The 12,795-nt window shown below is 71.9% G+C and carries 14 protein-coding genes; 5 read left to right on the plus strand and 9 right to left on the minus strand.

From position 1 onward, the window contains the following. Positions 1 to 14: 14 nt before the first annotated feature. The 7 genes from ACFY6U_RS17545 to ACFY6U_RS17575 are packed head-to-tail and all read right to left on the minus strand — an operon-like array spanning position 15 to position 7,085. On the minus strand, positions 15 to 332 hold the full coding sequence (locus ACFY6U_RS17545; protein ID WP_390039072.1) for a hypothetical protein: 318 nt from the start codon (positions 330 to 332) through the stop codon (positions 15 to 17). Continuing rightward, positions 298 to 693, minus strand: a complete 396-nt coding sequence (locus tag ACFY6U_RS17550; protein ID WP_390039074.1) for a hypothetical protein — start codon at positions 691 to 693, stop codon at positions 298 to 300. The genes ACFY6U_RS17545 and ACFY6U_RS17550 overlap by 35 nt, the downstream gene beginning before the upstream one ends. Then, positions 690 to 1,397, minus strand: coding sequence for an ABC transporter ATP-binding protein (locus ACFY6U_RS17555; RefSeq protein ID WP_351496030.1), 708 nt, complete (start codon positions 1,395 to 1,397; stop codon positions 690 to 692). Before ACFY6U_RS17555 ends, ACFY6U_RS17550 begins: the two co-directional genes overlap by 4 nt. Further along, positions 1,394 to 2,104: an ABC transporter ATP-binding protein gene (locus tag ACFY6U_RS17560; protein ID WP_390039076.1), complete on the minus strand. Its 711-nt coding sequence runs from the start codon at positions 2,102 to 2,104 to the stop codon at positions 1,394 to 1,396. Before ACFY6U_RS17560 ends, ACFY6U_RS17555 begins: the two co-directional genes overlap by 4 nt. Then, positions 2,085 to 4,196, minus strand: coding sequence for an ABC transporter permease (locus ACFY6U_RS17565; protein WP_390039078.1), 2,112 nt, complete (start codon positions 4,194 to 4,196; stop codon positions 2,085 to 2,087). The genes ACFY6U_RS17560 and ACFY6U_RS17565 overlap by 20 nt, the downstream gene beginning before the upstream one ends. Further along, the gene (locus ACFY6U_RS17570) at positions 4,197 to 5,585 is read right to left on the minus strand and encodes an ABC transporter substrate-binding protein (RefSeq protein WP_390039079.1); all 1,389 of its coding nucleotides are present in this window, start codon (positions 5,583 to 5,585) and stop codon (positions 4,197 to 4,199) included. 45 nt (positions 5,586 to 5,630) lie between these two features. Beyond that, on the minus strand, positions 5,631 to 7,085 hold the full coding sequence (locus ACFY6U_RS17575) for an aldehyde dehydrogenase family protein (protein ID WP_390039080.1): 1,455 nt from the start codon (positions 7,083 to 7,085) through the stop codon (positions 5,631 to 5,633). A 134-nt stretch (positions 7,086 to 7,219) separates the two neighbouring features. Between ACFY6U_RS17575 and ACFY6U_RS17580 the strand changes: the two genes are divergently transcribed. From ACFY6U_RS17580 to ACFY6U_RS17600, 5 genes are all read left to right on the plus strand, one after another. Continuing rightward, a complete protein-coding gene (locus ACFY6U_RS17580) occupies positions 7,220 to 7,684 on the plus strand; it encodes a pyridoxamine 5'-phosphate oxidase family protein (RefSeq protein ID WP_390039081.1) in 465 nt (154 codons plus the stop codon). A 109-nt stretch (positions 7,685 to 7,793) separates the two neighbouring features. Next, positions 7,794 to 8,366 carry a carboxymuconolactone decarboxylase family protein gene (locus ACFY6U_RS17585; protein WP_390039082.1) on the plus strand — a complete coding sequence of 191 codons (573 nt, stop codon included), beginning with the start codon at positions 7,794 to 7,796 and terminating at the stop codon, positions 8,364 to 8,366. Beyond that, positions 8,356 to 8,793, plus strand: a complete 438-nt coding sequence (locus ACFY6U_RS17590; RefSeq protein ID WP_390039083.1) for a nuclear transport factor 2 family protein — start codon at positions 8,356 to 8,358, stop codon at positions 8,791 to 8,793. Before ACFY6U_RS17585 ends, ACFY6U_RS17590 begins: the two co-directional genes overlap by 11 nt. Further along, entirely contained in the window at positions 8,790 to 9,893 is a 1,104-nt protein-coding gene (locus tag ACFY6U_RS17595) for an acyl-CoA dehydrogenase family protein (RefSeq protein WP_390039084.1), read from the plus strand. Before ACFY6U_RS17590 ends, ACFY6U_RS17595 begins: the two co-directional genes overlap by 4 nt. A 2-nt stretch (positions 9,894 to 9,895) precedes the next feature. Further along, positions 9,896 to 10,732 (plus strand): acyl-CoA dehydrogenase family protein, encoded by an 837-nt coding sequence (locus tag ACFY6U_RS17600; protein ID WP_390039085.1) that lies wholly within the window; start codon positions 9,896 to 9,898, stop codon positions 10,730 to 10,732. Positions 10,733 to 10,829: 97 nt separating this feature from the next. On the opposite strand, the gene ACFY6U_RS17605 is transcribed toward ACFY6U_RS17600, so the two are convergent. Next, positions 10,830 to 11,537, minus strand: coding sequence for an SDR family NAD(P)-dependent oxidoreductase (locus ACFY6U_RS17605; RefSeq protein ID WP_390039086.1), 708 nt, complete (start codon positions 11,535 to 11,537; stop codon positions 10,830 to 10,832). Positions 11,538 to 11,985: 448 nt separating this feature from the next. Beyond that, positions 11,986 to 12,782, minus strand: a protein-coding gene (locus ACFY6U_RS17610) for an IS5 family transposase (protein ID WP_390039088.1) whose coding sequence is annotated in 2 segments (ribosomal slippage) — positions 11,986 to 12,447 and positions 12,450 to 12,782 — 795 coding nt in all. Because the reading frame shifts where the segments join, the coding sequence is not laid out codon by codon here. Positions 12,783 to 12,795: the final 13 nt, after the last annotated feature.

The raw sequence follows: 12,795 nt of genomic DNA on the forward strand, positions 1-12,795 counted from the left end.
CGCTGGAGGCGCGTTCAGTCGGAGGCGGGAAGGGGTTTGGCGGCCTTGAGGGTCATGGGGACGCCGTCGCAGGCGAGTTCGCCGGTTCCGGGGCTGGTGCAGAGCAGTTCGAGGGTGCCGTCGGCGTCGACGTAGCGCTTGCCGAGGAGGGTGACCGGGGCGCCGTCCGCGGGCGGGGCGGGCGGGGCGTCGGCGGCGGCCGTCATGGGGGCGCCGCCGCAGGTCAGGGCCGGTTGCCGGTCCGCCGGGGCGCGGACCACGACGACCCGGGTGCCGCACACCGTGCTGGCGAGCTGGTCACCGGGGCGCGGCGTCGGTGCTGGTGAGGTCATGGTTCAGGTCCCTTTCCGACAGGCGGTCGGCGAGCACGGCGAGGTCGTAGGACTGGCGGGCCATCCAGAACCTCAGGAAGCCGGTGAGCGAGTAGCGCAGGAACAGGGCCGCGCCGACGACCGTCGCCGCGATGCCGCCGAGGCCGAGGGCGAGGGCGTCGTTCTGGTCGAGCGGGTTCTGGGTGTTGTGCGAGACGACGTACGCGGAGACCGCGAGGACCAGGCCGACGGTCATCAGGGCGGCACCCAGGCGCAGCCAGAGGCCGGCGCGGGTGGCGGCCGGGTCGGGGATCCGGAGGTCGGCGAGTTCGCGGACGAACCGGTCCGCACGGGAGTCTGGAGCCGGCTCGGTGGATGTCATGCGGAACTCCCCAGATAGAGGGCGGACAGTTCGTCGCGCAGCCCGCCGTCGGGGCGGCCCTGGCGTTCGATGCGGCCGCGCACGAGGACGGCGGCGTGGTCGGCGATGCCGAGGACGGCGGCCGCGAACTGCTCGACGACCAGGACCGCGACGCCCTGCCGGGCGATCTCGGCGACCTGTTCGTAGAGCCGGGAGACGACCAACGGGGCGAGTCCCATGGACAGTTCGTCGAGGAGCAGCACGGCCGGGTCGGTGGCCAGGCCGCGGGCGAGGGCGAGCATCTGCTGCTCGCCGCCGGAGAGCGTCCCCGCCGCCTGGCCCGGTCGTTTGCCGAGGACCGGGAAGCGGGCGTAGGCGACCTCCTCGATCTCCTGGCGGGTGCGGCCGGTGAAGGTCATCATCAGGAGGTTGTCGCGCACCGAGAGGTTGGGGAAGACACCGCGTCCCTCGGGGATGAGACAGACCCCGGCCCGGGCCAGGTCACGCGGGTCCACACCGGTCATGTCCCGTCCGCCGAGCAGGAGTTGCCCCGACCGCGGCGGGTGGAGTCCGGCGGCGACGTGGAGCGTGGTCGTCTTGCCGGCGCCGTTCGGGCCGAGCAGCGCGACGACCTGCCCGGCGCCGACGCTCAGGTCGACGCCGTGCAGGACGGTGATGCCCTCGTGGGCGGCGCGGACGGCGCGCAGTTCGAGCAGAGCGTTCACACGTCCCCCAGGTAGGCGGCGAGCACCGTCTCGTCGTTGCGGATCACCTCGGGCGGTCCCGCGGCGATGACCTTGCCGAGGTCGAGCACGTACACCTCGTCGCAGACGCCCATGACCAGCCCCATGTCGTGTTCGACGAGGACGACCGCGGTGCCTTCGGCGGCGAGCGAGCGCAGCAGGGCGGCGAACCGTTCGGTCTCCTCGCCGTCCTGTCCGGCCGCGGGTTCGTCGAGGAGCAGGAGTGCGGGCCGTACGGCCAGGGCGCGGCCGACCTCGACGAGGCGGGCGACGCCGGTGGGGAGGTTGTCGGCGGGGGTGTCGGCGATGCCGGTCAGGCCGAGCCGGTCGAGGAGGCCGTCGGCCACCGGGGCCGCCCGCCGCCGGTCGGGGCCGAGTTCCGCGGCGACGAGGAGGTTGTCGCGGACGCTCAGCCGGCCGAAGAGTTCGAGGCGTTGGAAGGTGCGGGCCAGTCCGTGCCGGCAGCGCCGGGCGGGGCCGAGACGGGTGACGTCCCGGCCGCCGAGGGCGACCCAGCCCGCCGCGGGCCGGCGCAGCCCGGACACCACGTCGAACAGGGTGCTCTTGCCGGCCCCGTTGGGCCCGATGAGGCCGGTGATCCGGCCCCGGTCGGCGCTCATGCCGACCCCGTCCAGCGCGCGGTTGCCGCCGAAGGTGACGGTGACGCCGCTAACGTCCAGCAGTGGCACGGGTCAGCACCTCCCCGTCCTCGGGCCGCCAGGGCCGTCGAACGCCCCACCACTCGACCGGTACGTCCGCCTCGGCCTCCGGGGCCTGGCGGGCGGCGGCCCAGGCGCGCAGCGCGAACCCGGCGGCCAGCGCTCCGATCAGGAACGTCCGGCCGCCGATCGCGCCGGTCAGCCGCAGCACCCAGCCCAGGGCCAGGGCGCCGAGCAGCACGGGCAGGGCGGCGAGGTCCCGGCCGAGGGGTTCCCACTGGCGGCGGAACCTGGCCACGATCCCCTCGGGGCTGTGCCCGAGCCCCATCCCGGCGAGGGCGGGCAGGACGGTGACGATGTTCTGCGTCCAGGAGGCCACACCGGTCAGGGCGTTCGGGCCGAGGTAGGCGGTGCCGGCGAACAGGCCGTCGCCGACCGCGCCGAGGCCGCCGATGACGGCGACGAGGAAGATCGGCAGTCCGGCGACGAGGTTGAACTGCTCGGCGGTGACGGCGCGTTGCTGCATGCCGTAGAGGGCGCCGCCGAGTCCGGCGATGCCCGATGACAGCGCGAACACGGCCACCTTGGTCACCAGCAGGTTGCCGCCGAGCGTCGCGTACGCGGCCTCGCTGTCCCGCAGCGCGATCAGGCGCCGCCCGAAGCCGCTGCGCCGCAGCCGGGCGACGGAGAGGGAGGCGAGGCCGAGGCAGACGGCGGCGAGGACGGTCAGGTCGGCGGCGGAGTCGAGGTGCAGGCCGAACAGGTCGGGGCCGCTCATGTCCACCGAGCCCTGGTCGAACAGCGAGATGCGCAGGCCGAACAGGTGGAAGGCCGGCAGGGTGAAGATCCACCGGTCCAGGACCACCGTGACCGCGGCCGTGCCGAGCGCCAGGTAGACGCCGGAGAACCGCAGCGCGGGCACCGCGATCAGCGCCCCGGCCGCGCCGGACGCGGCGATCGCGGCGGCCAGCGCCCAGAGTTCGCCGTGCGCGCCGAGGTGTCCCCACACGACGGCGCCGATACCGGCCATGCTCAGCTGGCACAGGGAGATCTGCCCGGCGTACCCGGCGAGCGGGACGTACGACAGGGCGACGATGCCGAGGGAGAAGACCGGCCCGTAGCTGACGAGGTCGGCCTCGTCGAGGACGGTGGCCAGTACCACCCCGGCCACGACCGTCGCGGCGGCGAAGACGGCGGTGCCGCGCAGGCCGGGTGCCGGGACCTGGACCAGCCGCCGGTCGCGGTGGCGCAGGCCCGGGTGGCGGAACAGGAGCAGCGCGAGGAAGAGGAGCAGGGCCGGGGCCGCCAGGCGCAGGCCGGGCAGGTAGGGGTTCTGCGGGAGGTAGCCGGCGAGGTAGCTCTCCATGCAGCCGACGACGACCGCGCCGGCGAAGGTGAGCGGCAGGCTGCGCAGGCGGCCGAAGACGGCCGCGGTGTAGGCGCTGACGATCAGGAGGGAGAGCTGGGAGGCGTCCAGGGCGACGGTGGGGGCGATCAGTATGCCGCCGATCGTGGCGAGTTGGGTGCCGAGGATCCAGGCGACGCGGCTCGCCCGGACCGGGTCGGCTCCGGTGAGCCGCACCAGGGCGCGGTCGTCGACGGTGGCGCGCATCTCGGCGCCGGTACGGGTGCGGTTGAGCAGGAACCAGAGGCCGGCGGCGACCGCCACCGCGACGGCCATGGTGATCGCCTGGTGCCAGGTGAGGGTGGCAGGGCCGAGGTGGAAGGGCTGCTTGTCGGCGAAGAACACCGACAGCGGCCGGGGCACGTCGGGGTCCCAGATCCAGCGGGCGGCGGCGATGGCGCCGCTGAGCAGCGCCACCGTCATCACCAGCCGTTCGGCCTCGCCGAGCCGTTGCACGGGCCGCATCAGGACCCGCTCGACGGCGAGACCGAACGCGGGCGCGAGCACGAGCAGCACCACCGCCAGGGCCACCGGGACCGGCCAGCCCCAGCCGACGGTCAACTGCCAGTAGCAGAACGCCGCCAGCATGCCCGCCGCGCCGTGCGCGAAGTTGAACACGCCGGTGGTGACGTAGGTGAGCACCAGGCCGCTGCCGATGACCGCGTAGACGGCCGCGGTGCTCAGTCCGACGATCCCGAAGGTCAGGAACTGCTCCATCTACTTCACATCGCTCATGCTCTTGCCTACGTCGGCGAGGGTGAGGGGCTTGCCGTAGCTGCCCTTCAGCTTGTACGGGGGCGTGTCGCAGCGGTAGGCGCCGTTGTCGGGCTCGAAGGCGGCGGGCTGCCAGCCCTTGGGGGTGGCCTGCTCGACGTTGAAGCACTTCAGCGGGGCGTCCTGCTGGGACAGGTCGACGGGGGCCAGCAGTCCGCCGCCCGTCCAGGCGTTCTCCTTGGCCGCGGCCTCGTAGACGCACTTGCGGGTGAGGTCGTCGCCGCAGGAGGAGGCCGCCTTGGCGAACAGCAGCCAGGCGGCGAAGCCGCGGATGCCCGGCATCGTGATCTGCGCGTTCGGGTCGTACTTCTTGAACAGGGCGACCAGCTGCCCGGTGGCGGGGTTGTCGGCCGCCTTCTCCAGCGGGTGGACACCGCCGAGATCGGCCAGGTTGTTCTGGACGGCGAGGGACTTGCCCGCGAGCTGGAGGAACGCCGGTCCGTAGGCGTTGTTGTTGGCGTCGATCCAGTCGAGCCTGTAGTTCATTCCGGTCAGGACCTGCTCCAGCTTGGCCAGGCTCGCGAAGTCGCCGTTGAAGACCAGGCCCTTGACGCCCTTGCTCTTGATCGACTGGGCGTAGGGCGTCCAGTCCGAGACGCCGCCCGCCGGGTAGAGGTCCTTGTAGACGATCTTCGCTCCGGAGGCCTGCAGCGTCTCCTGGGACTCGGCGTTGATGACCTTCGTCACCGGAGAGTCGCCGCCGATCGTCCCGACATGTGCGGCCGACGCCGGGTAGCCCTGCTTCAGCACCCAGGAGTAGTACCCCTCGTAGCGAGCGTAGGAGGCGCCACCGGTCTCGTTCAGCTGGAGGCCGGACCCGTTGTTCTGGATCTGGCTGACCTGTGCCGGGAAGTCGGGCAGCAGGCAGTTCAGCCGGTCCTGCACCCCGAGGGCGTCCAGCGCCGCGCCGCCGCCGACCAGGGCGAAGTCCTGCTTGCAGGCGTCCAGCATCTGCTGGCGGACCTGCGTCAGTTTGGTGTCGCGGGTGGTGGCCACGAGCCTGCGGCCGTTGATGCCGCCGGCCGCGTTGCACCAGGAGGTGAACACCTTGGCGGTGTCGGCGAATTCGGAGTTCTTGGTGAAGCCGACGTCGGAGAAGACGCCGATGTCGATCGAGTCGGCGGTGACGCCCTGGGCGGGCGCGCTCTTGGCGGTGCCCGGTCCGCAGACCTTCTTCAGGTCTCCGAAGTCTCCGGACGCGGCCTGCTCTGCGGCCTTCGTCGGGGTCGCGCCGCCGTCGCTCGTGTCGCCGGAGCCGCTGTGGCCGCCGCATCCGGCGACGGCCAGCAGTGCGGTCACCGCCAGCACGGCGGGAAGTGCATGGACTCTCACGGGGTTCCTCCTCGGTGGTGTCCCCGAACTGCTGAGCGCCGACGGTCAACCGGCCGGCACGGCGAAGGTCTTGAGCTCGAGGAACTCCTCCAGCCCCGCAACACCCATTTCCCGGCCGATGCCGGACTGCTTGAACCCCCCGAACGGGGCGTCGGCGGCGAAGTAGTTGCCGCCGTTGATGCTGAACGTGCCGCTGCGGATCCGCCGGGCCACGGCGGTGGCCCGCTCGTCGTCGGCGCCGAGCACCGCGCCGGACAGGCCGAACACCGTGCCGTTGGCGATCCGGACGGCGTCGTCCTCGTCGTCGTAGGCGATGACCGCGAGCACCGGTCCGAAGACCTCCTCCTGGGCTATCTCCGCGGCCGGGTCGACGTCGGCGAGCAGCGTGGGCTCGTAGAAGAAGCCCTCGCGGTCGGCGGGGCGGCCGCCGGTCACCAGGCGGGCGCCGGCGGCGACGGCCCGCTCGACCATGCCGTGCACCTTGGTGCGCTGCTTCTCGCTGATCAGGGGGCCCATGTGGGTGGCCGGGTCGGCCGGGTCGCCGTAGCGGACCTTGCCGAGCATGGCGGCGACCAGGGAGACGATCTCGTCGTGCCGCTCGCGCGGGACGAGCAGGCGTGAGGTGAGTGCGCAGCCCTGGCCGGCGTGCGAGCAGATACTGAAGGCCGCGAACATCGCGGCGTTCGCGAGGTCGGCGTCGTCGAGCACGATCATCGCGGACTTGCCGCCGAGCTCCAGGAACACCCGTTTCAGGGTGGCGGAGGCGGCGGACATGATGGCCTTGCCGACCGGGGTGGAGCCGGTGAAGGTGATCATGTCGATGCCGGGGTGCGTGGTGAGCAGTTCGCCGGCTTCGGGGCCGGACGAGGTGAGGACGTTGACGACACCCGCGGGGATGTCGGTCTCCTCGGCGATGAGCCGGCCGAGCGCGAGGGTCGTCCACGGGGTGTCGGGGGCGCCCTTGAGCACGACGGTGCAGCCGGCGGCGAGTGCGGGGGCGAGCTTGGCGAGGGCCAGCTGGTTGGGGAAGTTGTACGGCAGGATGGCCGCGACGACTCCGGCGGCCTCCTTCTCCACCCAGCGGCGGTGCCGCCGTCCCCGGCTCTCCACGGTGCCGAGCTCTTCGCAGAACTCGTAACGCTCCAGCAGGTCCGCGTAGTACCTGACCATCTCGATCGGTTCGTCGAGCTGGGGTCCGTGGGTGAGGGCGCGGGGGGCGCCCACCTCGGCGATGGTCAGGTCGCGCAGCTCCTCGCGGTGCGCGTGGAGCGCGGCGTGGAGCTGGCGGAGGCAGCGCAGCCGCAGGTCGCGGTCGCGCATCCAGCCGGTCGTGTCGAACGCCCGGCGGGCGGCGGCGACGGCCGCATCGACATGGCCGGAGTCCGCGTCGGATGCCGTCCCCAGCACCTTCCCGGTGGACGGATCGACGGTCTCGAAGCTGCGTCCCGCGAGTACGAGATCTCCGTCGATCAACAGCCGGTCCTCATGGAAAAGACTCACGGCTCCCCATCTCTTCTGGGTGTCACAGGTCCTGTTGCCACGGCCCTGCCTGCGGTGGAAAGTAGCTTCTCGCTAGATGAGAAGCAACCTGTCGCGCAGGAGAATTAGGCATTCACGCGAGAGTGGGAGGAATCATGCCCGGTCAGCGCAGGGGAACCGCGATCGCCATGAACGAAGGGGAGCGGGACACCTTTCTCCGCACCCAGCCCGTCTGCCGGGTGGCGACCGTCGGCCCGGGCGGCCATCCGCACAACGGCGCCCTCTGGTTCGTCTGGGACGGAACGGCACTCTGGCTCAACTCGCTGACGCACAGCCAGCGCTGGACCGACCTCGGCCGCGACCCACGGCTCAGCGTGCTGGTCGACGACGGCGGTTTCGACTTCCTGCGACTGCGCGGGGTCGAGCTGCTGGGCCGGGCCGAGGTCGTCGGCGAGACCCCCCGCAAGGGCGGCCAGGTGGCCGAACTCACAGATCCGGAGCGCCTCTTCGCGGACAAGTACATGGGCGGCGGAACCTTCCGGTACGACGGCCGGCACGGCTGGCTGCGGCTGCGCCCGGAGCGGATCGCCAGCTGGGACTTCGGCAAGCTGCGCGCCTGACGGTTGACGCGGGGCCACACCAGGTGGAAATCTGAAACTCAGAATTGAGAACAGCATTCTCGCAATTCAAGATCGCGACTTCACAGATCCTGTGCCCGAGGGAGCCCGCATGCCGCCTCGTCTGCCTCCGCTGCCGGACGACCAGTGGGACGACCGCACCCGCGAGGTGCTCTCCGCCCTGCTTCCCCGCAGCATGCGCAACGCCGCGGCGGCGGGCAGCGCGATGTCCACTCTCGTACGGCACCCGGACCTCACCGCAGCCTTCCTCCCGTACAGCACCTACCTCCTGGTCGGCTCGACCCTGCCGGCCCGGCTGCGTGAACTGGTCATCCTGCGGATCGCCAGGCGCCGCGACTGCGCGTACGAGTGGACGCACCACTTCTACGCCGCCCAGCAGGCCGGCCTGACCGAGGCCGAGGTCGAGGCGGCAGGACAGGGCAAGGCGGCCGACCCGCTGGAGAGCGCGGTTCTTGACGCCGTGGACGAGCTGGAAGAGGGCTCCGACGTCTCGGACCGCACCTGGGCCGCCCTCGCCGAGCACCTCGACGAACGCCAGCTGATGGACCTGGTGTTCACCGTGGGGACCTACGCCCTCATGGCGATGGCCTTCAACGCCTTCGGCATCCGTCCCGAACACGACGCGCGCGAGCGTGCGGAAAGGAGGCGGGCCCGTGACCACTGACCACACCACCGCCGACGCCACCGAAGATCTCGTGGAGATCCAGCAGCTCCTCGCCCGTTACGCGGTGACCATCACCCGCGGCGACATCGACGGACTGCTCGCGGTCTTCACACCGGACGGCACTTACAGCGCGTTCGGCGACACGTACCCCCTCGCGGAGTTCCCGGCGCTGGTCGCGGCCGCCCCCAAGGGGCTGTTCCTCACCGGTACGCCCGCCGTGGAACTGTCGGGCGACACGGCGAGGGGCACCCAGCCACTGTGCTTCGTCGACCACGCCACCCACGACCTGCGCATCGGCTACTACGACGACACCTACCTGCGCACCGCCGAGGGCTGGCGGCTGCGCACCCGGTCGATGACCTTCATCCGCCGCAGCGGCGCACACGACTCGGGACGCCCGCACGCGTATCAGCGCCCGGCCGGATGAGCGCCTTCACCACGGCGGCGGACTTCCGCACGGCCCTGCGGGCCTGGCTGGACGACAACGACCTCTCCCCCGGCCCCGACCACTCCTTCGACGCCCAGGTCGCCCAGCTGGCGCGGGTGCGCCGGGCCCTGTTCGACGCGGGCTGGATGCGGTACGGCTGGCCGCCGGAGGTGGGCGGCCTCGGCGGGCCCGCGGTGCTCCGGGCGGTGCTCGGCGAGGAGGTGGCGACCCGGGGACTCGCGGAGCCCGGCATCTACTCGATGGTCGAGGTCCTGACCCCGACCCTCGTCTCGTACGCCCGTCCCGAACTGGCTGCGGACATGGTCCCGTTGCTGCTGAGCGGCCGGGAGCAGTGGTGCCAGGGCTTCTCCGAGCCGGGTTCGGGCAGCGACCTGGCCTCCCTCACCACCCGGGCGGCGCCGCGGGACGACGGCACCTGGGTGGTGAACGGCCAGAAGGTGTGGACGAGCCTCGCCCAGTACGCGGCCCGCTGTGTCCTGCTCACCCGCACCGCCCCCGGCCACGAGGGCATCACCGCGTTCTTCGTCGACATGGACACCCCCGGCATCACCGTGCGGCCGCTGTGCACGATGCACGGCGTGGACGAGTTCGCCGAGGTCTTCTTCGACGACGTGACCGTGCCCGCCGACCGGATGCTGGGCCGCCCCGGCGACGGCTGGCGCCTGGCGATGGACCTGCTCCCGCACGAGCGCTCCACCTGCTTCTGGCACCGCATCGCGCACCTCTACACCCGTCTCGACCGCCTGCTCGCCGAGACCGAGGTCCCGGACGACGCGGCCCTCGGCGCCGCCTACCTCGCCCTGCACACCGTCCGCTGCCGCTCCCACGCGACGCAGCGCCGGCTCGCGGACGGGGTCCGGCTCGGCCCGGAGACCTCGGTCGACAAGGTGCTGCTGGCCACCGCCGAGCAGCAACTCCTGGAGACGGTTCGGGACTTGCTGCCGGGGGTTGTGGAGCTGACCGGGACGCCCTGGCGGTCGGAGTACCTCTACGCGAAGGCGGCCACCATCTACGGCGGCACCGCCGAGATCCAGCGCAACATCATCGCCCGCCGGCTCCTGGACCTGGGGAGGGAGTGACCGTGGACAACGCCGAGGTGGAGCTGCTCGCGCAGACCCTGCGCAAGACGATGACGAGCACGGCCTCCGGCGCCGCCCTCGACGCCGCTCTGGCCGGGCTCGGCTGGGCCGAACTGCTGGCCGAGTTCCCGGAGGTGGCCCTACCGACGGTGTTCCGGCTGCTGGGCGAGACGGGTGCGCACGCCCCGGTGCTGAACGACGTGGTGCTCACGGCCGCCGGGCGGCCGGGCGGCGGCACCGCGCGACTGCCGTACACCGGCGGCTCGTGGGTGGTGTGGGAGCGGGGTGCGGCGGCCACGGGCCGGACACTGGACGAGGACCTGCCGCTGCGACCGGTGCCGGCCGACGGCCCGGAGGCGGCCACGGACCTGCTGCTGCGGCCGGACTCCACCAGGGCGTCCGTACCGCTCGCGGCGGGCCGGCGGGCGGTCGGCTGGTGGCTGCTCGGCAGCGGCCACGCCATGCTGGGGCTTGCCCGGACGCATGCGCTGGACCGGGTCCAGTTCGGCCGTCCGCTCGCCGCCTTCCAGGCGGTGCGGCACCGGCTCGCGGAGACCCTGGTCGCCCTGGAGGGTGCCGAGGCCGCCCTCGCGGCGGCCGGGGACGACCTGGGGTCGCTGCTCGCCAAGGCGGCGGCCGGGCAGGCGGCGCTGACCGCGGCCCGGCACTGCCAGCAGGTGCTCGGCGGGATCGGGTTCACCGCCGAGCACCCGCTGCACCGGCACGTCCGCCGGGCGCTCGTCCTGGACGGACTCCTCGGCAGCACGCGGGAGCTGACGCGCGAGGCCGGGGCGCTGGTGCGGGCGAAGGGCACCGCGCCCCGGCTGGTTCAGCTGTGACTCACCGGGACACAGGCCTTGGTCGGCCGCGACTCACCGGGGCACAGACCCCCGTCGGCCGCGACTCACCGGGGCGCAGACCCCCGTCGGCCGCGACTCACCAGGGCAGCCGTCCGTTGACGTCGAAGTAGCCGCCGGTCGGTCCGTCCGGGGCGATCTGTGCCATCCGCACGATGATCTCGGCGCCCTGCTCTACGGTCTGCGTGCCCGTGTTGCCGTTCAGGTCCGTCTTGGTGAAGCCGGGCTCGACGGAGTTGATCCGCATGGCCGGGAACGCCTTCGCGAACTGCACGGTGAGCATGTTGACCGCCGTCTTGGAGGTCGGGTACGCGATGCCCGGGTAGAAGTGGGCGGGGTGGTCGGGGTCGGAGAGGGCCGTCAGCGAGGCCAGGCCGCTGCTGACGTTGACCACGACCGGCGCGGCCGAACGCTGCAGCAGGGGCAGGAAGGCGTGCAGGACGCGGACGACACCGAAGACGTTGGTCTCGAAGGTGTTGCGCATCTGGTCGGCGGTGACGGTCTCGGCCGTGGGCACGCTGTTGTCCGGGGTCCTGCTCTCGATCCCGGCGTTGTTGATCAGGACGTCGAGTCCGCCGTCGGCCGCCACGGTCTTGGCCGCGGCCTCCACGGAGGCGTCGTCGGTGACGTCGAGCAGGACGAACCGGGCGCCCAGCTCCCCAGCGGCCCGGCGTCCGCGCCCGGCGTCCCGGGCTCCCACGTACACGGTGTGACCTGCGGCGATGAGCTGGCGGGCGGTTTCGTACCCGATGCCCTTGTTGGCTCCGGTGATCAGTGTTGTCGTCATGTCTCCACCCTGCGCCCCAGCCGATGGGTCAGCCAGCAGACCCTTCTTCCTGGGACTGCCGGTACTACCGACGCACCCCTCTGACCTGGGCTTACTGAGGCTGAATCGGCTGCGACCTGCTAGGTCGGGTTGCAGAGGCGATCGAAGGCAGTCAGAGGAAAACACTCTGATTCGACCCCGGTTCGACCCGGGTCGCTCAGAGGCAGTCAGAGGCATCAGCCTCCCGAACTGCCCCTTGAGCGACCGGCGTTGCCCGGTACGGATCCAGGGTGGCGACTCTGACAGGCCTCCGGTCGTCTCGGGTCGAGCCGCGATGGGGACGCCTGCCTCTGACCGCTGCCAGAGCGCACGAAAGCCCCCAGGACGGCAATCCTGGAGGCTTCGCTGGCACCGATGGGAGGTCGGTTCCGGACACCACCGCTGGTTTTAGCGGGCCTTAGAGGACGTCTCATTTGGCGAGTCTGCGGTAGCAGATGAGGCTGCAGGCGATGGCGGTGAAGGCCAGGAAATGTTCGGCCTTGCGTTCGTAGCGGCGGTGCACACGGCGGCAGCCGCCCAGCCAGGACATCGTGCGCTCGATCGTCCAGCGGTGCCGGCCCAGCCGGGTGGAGGACTCGATGCCCTTGCGGGCGATGCGGTGCCGGATGCCGCGCTTGCGCAGCCATCGGCGCAGGTGGTCGTAGTCGTAGCCCTTGTCGGCGTGCAGCTTGGCGGGCCGTCGTCGGCGCGGGCCGCGGCGGGATCGGATCGGCGGGATGCCGCGCACGAGCGGCTCGAGTGCCTGGCTGTCGTGCAGGTTCGCGCCGGAGATCCCGATCGAGAGGGGTGAACCGGTCCGCTCGGTGATCAAGTGGATCTTCGAGCCTTTCTTGCCCCGGTCTACAGGATTCGGACCTGTCAGGTCCCCCCGTTCAGGGCCCGCATGTTCACCGAGTCGATGGCGCAGCGCGACCAGTCCAGATCTCCGCGCGAGCCCAGCTCGTCGAGGATGAGGCGGTGCAGCTTCGCCCAGACCCGGGCGGCGGTCCACTCGGTGAAGCGCCGGTGCGCGGTCGGCCCCGACGGGCCGAAGACCAGCGGCAGCTGCCGCCAGGTGCAGCCCGTCGTAGCCACGAAAATGATCGCGGCCAGCACCTCACGATCCCCGTACCGGCGTCGGCCGCCGCCCTGCGGCCTTGAAGGAGCGGGTGGGACCACTCGCTGAAACAGGTCCCACAGTTCGTCCGGCACCATGCGCTCGACCATCACCACACGGTGC

The organism is Streptomyces sp. NPDC013157 (genome assembly GCF_042899865.1).
GTDB lineage: Bacteria > Actinomycetota > Actinomycetes > Streptomycetales > Streptomycetaceae > Streptomyces.

Bases quoted from the DNA above. Each gene is read 5' to 3' on its own strand.
- ACFY6U_RS17585 (WP_390039082.1), top strand. From the start codon at position 7,794: ATGCCGCCTCGTCTGCCTCCGCTGCCGGACGACCAGTGGGACGACCGC.
- ACFY6U_RS17565 (WP_390039078.1), bottom strand. From the start codon at position 4,196: ATGGAGCAGTTCCTGACCTTCGGGATCGTCGGACTGAGCACCGCGGCC.
- ACFY6U_RS17550 (WP_390039074.1), bottom strand. From the start codon at position 693: ATGACATCCACCGAGCCGGCTCCAGACTCCCGTGCGGACCGGTTCGTC.
- ACFY6U_RS17580 (WP_390039081.1), top strand. From the start codon at position 7,220: ATGCCCGGTCAGCGCAGGGGAACCGCGATCGCCATGAACGAAGGGGAG.
- ACFY6U_RS17595 (WP_390039084.1), top strand. From the start codon at position 8,790: ATGAGCGCCTTCACCACGGCGGCGGACTTCCGCACGGCCCTGCGGGCC.
- ACFY6U_RS17605 (WP_390039086.1), bottom strand. From the start codon at position 11,537: ATGACGACAACACTGATCACCGGAGCCAACAAGGGCATCGGGTACGAA.
- ACFY6U_RS17545 (WP_390039072.1), bottom strand. From the start codon at position 332: ATGACCTCACCAGCACCGACGCCGCGCCCCGGTGACCAGCTCGCCAGC.